General features: G+C 69.2%; 3 protein-coding genes. 1 reads left to right on the top strand and 2 read right to left on the bottom strand.

Features of this window, described 5'->3' with window-relative positions; all coding sequences use genetic code 11:
* Window positions 1-61: 61 nt before the first annotated feature.
* On the bottom strand, window positions 62-253 hold the full coding sequence (locus tag ETD86_RS53970) for a ferredoxin (protein WP_138674326.1): 192 nt from the start codon (window positions 251-253) through the stop codon (window positions 62-64).
* A 6-nt stretch (window positions 254-259) separates the two neighbouring features.
* The gene (locus tag ETD86_RS53965) at window positions 260-1450 is read right to left on the bottom strand and encodes a cytochrome P450 (protein ID WP_138674325.1); all 1191 of its coding nucleotides are present in this window, start codon (window positions 1448-1450) and stop codon (window positions 260-262) included.
* A 97-nt stretch (window positions 1451-1547) separates the two neighbouring features.
* Between ETD86_RS53965 and ETD86_RS53960 the strand changes: the two genes are divergently transcribed.
* A complete protein-coding gene (locus ETD86_RS53960; RefSeq protein ID WP_138674324.1) occupies window positions 1548-2201 on the top strand; it encodes a TetR/AcrR family transcriptional regulator in 654 nt (217 codons plus the stop codon).
* Window positions 2202-2351: the final 150 nt, after the last annotated feature.

Raw genomic sequence — 2351 nt, 5'->3', positions numbered from 1 at the left:
CCGCAGGGTCGGGTTGCGGCGACGGCGAGTGGTTCAAGGGGGGTGTCAGGGTGCAGGCGTGTCAGGAGGCGGAGATGGCGCCCGACGGGCACAGGGTCACGGCGCGCCGTACGGCGTCCTCAAGCTCCTGCGGCACCGGGCTCCGCAGCACCACCACCGTCCCATCGTCCTCACTCTGGTCGAACACGTCCGGCACCGTCAGCGCACACATGCCCGCCCCGATGCACACTGTCGTATCTGCCTTGATCTCCATGGCCACCTACCAAGTGACAGGGAGGCGGTGCACTCCATAGATGCTCATGTGCGAGCGCATCGGCACCTCCTCGGGTGTTACGGCCAAGCGTAGGGCAGGGAAGCGCCGCAGCAGCGCAGGGTAGGCGATGCGCATTTCGGCGCGGGCGAGCTGCTGCCCCAGGCACTGGTGGATGCCGTGGCCGAACGTCATGTGCCCGCCCGCGGGCCTGGTGACGTCGAGCGTCTCGCCTCCGGGGAAGCGGGACGGGTCGCGGTTGGCGGCCGCCAGGCTCACGGCGACCATCTCGCCCGCCTTGATGAGGTTGCCCTCGATCTCCAGGTCCTCGAGCGCGAGCCGGAACGGGCCGAGGTGGATGATCGTGAGGTAGCGCAGCAGCTCCTCGACCCCGTTCTCCACCACCGACGGGTCGTCCCGCATGGCGGCCAGCTGGCCGGGGTTGGTGAGCAGCGTGAACGTCCCCAGCCCCAGCATGTTGGCGGTCGTCTCGTGCCCCGCGACCAGCAGCAGGAACGCGACCCCGGTGAGCTCCTCGTCGTTGAGGTCCCCGCCTTCGATGAGCCCGCTGAGCAGGTCGTCGCCGGGCTCCTTGCGCTTGCGCTGGATCAGCCCGTGCAGGTACCCCATGGTGCTGCCGAGCGCCGCCAGCGCGTCCTCTGCCTTGGTCTCGAGGTTGACCAGCACCTTGGCGTCCTCATGGAAGCGCGCCCGGTCCTCGTACGGGACCCCGAGCAGCTCGCAGATCACCAGGGACGGGATCGGCAGCGCGAACGCCTGCACGAGGTCCACAGGCCCGCCCGCGGCCTCCATGTCGTCCAGGCAGGCGTCGGTGATCTCCTCGATCCTGGGTTCGAGCATCTTCATCCTGCGCACCGTGAACTGGCCGGTGAGCAGCTTGCGGTAGCGGGTGTGCTCCGGCGGGTCGGTACGCAGGAACATGCCGGGCGGCAGCCGGAACTCACCCTTCTGGGCGAGCTCCATCCTGGCGGGGATCGGCGGGTGCATCTTCTCCGGCCGGTTGGAGAAGCGCGGGTCCGCCAGCACCGCGCGGGCCGCCGCGTAACCGGTGACCAGCCAGCCGAGGTGGCCGTCGGCGTACCTCATGCGGTGTATCGGCGCCTGCCGGCTCAGCTCGATGATCTCGTCGGGCGGGTCCAGTGGACGCTGGCGGTCGATGGGAAGGGTCAGATCGGACATGCCGTGGCTCCTTTCCAGGCTCGTCTCACCAGAAAACCTCAATAAGTGCAAATTTGCAATGGATGAAGAAAATAAGGGCATGCAGTAAAGTTCGCCCATGGTGGGACTGCGGGAGCGCAAGAAAGAGCGCACGCGCCGGGCGCTGATCGAGGCGGCGCTCCGGCTGTTCGAGGAGAAGGGCTACGCCGAGACCACGCTCGCGGAGATCGCCGCCGAGGCCGAGGTGTCGACGCGGACGTTCTTCAGCTACTTCTCCGGCAAGGAGGACCTGGTCTACTACGACAGCCAGGACCGGCTCGAGCGGGCGCTGGAGCTGATGGCGACCAGGAGGCCGGAGGAGGCGCCCACCGGGTTGCTGCACCGGCTCGTCGACCAGAGCATCATCTGGGCGGTCCAGGGTGGGGGCCTCACGTTCGAGGAGGCGGAGCTGCGCACGCGGCTGGTCATGACCGAGCCCTCCCTGCAGGCGAGGGGGCTGCTGCTGCTGTTCGACAGCCAGGTCAAGCTGGCCAAGGCGCTGCACGACGCCTTCCCCGGCGAACTGGACCTGGTCGAGGCGGCGAGCGCGGTCGGCGCGCTGATCGGGGCGATGAAGCTGGCCATGATGGCGAACCTGGAGAACGTCCGTTCGATCAACGAGCTAGTGGGGACCGCCCGCCGCGCGGCCGAGCTCACGCTGGACGGACTGCGCGCCCTCGACGAGCGGGCCGCTTCCCGGGCACGCGCCGATCAGCGCGGGATAGCAAGCTGAAGCCTCGGAGCGGAGAGGAGCACGCATGGCGCGAACCGGTCTCGTCCTGCTGGCGCTGGGGCCAGTCCTGGCGGCGGCGTACGCGGCCGCCAACCGCGCGGCCATCCGCACGGCGGCGAAGGCGCAGGCCGAGGGGCCGGAGTGGGAGGG

Source organism: Nonomuraea turkmeniaca, assembly GCF_005889735.1.
GTDB lineage: Bacteria > Actinomycetota > Actinomycetes > Streptosporangiales > Streptosporangiaceae > Nonomuraea > Nonomuraea turkmeniaca.
Note: the sequence above shows the minus strand (reverse complement) of the source record. Positions and strands in the feature narration are given on the sequence as shown.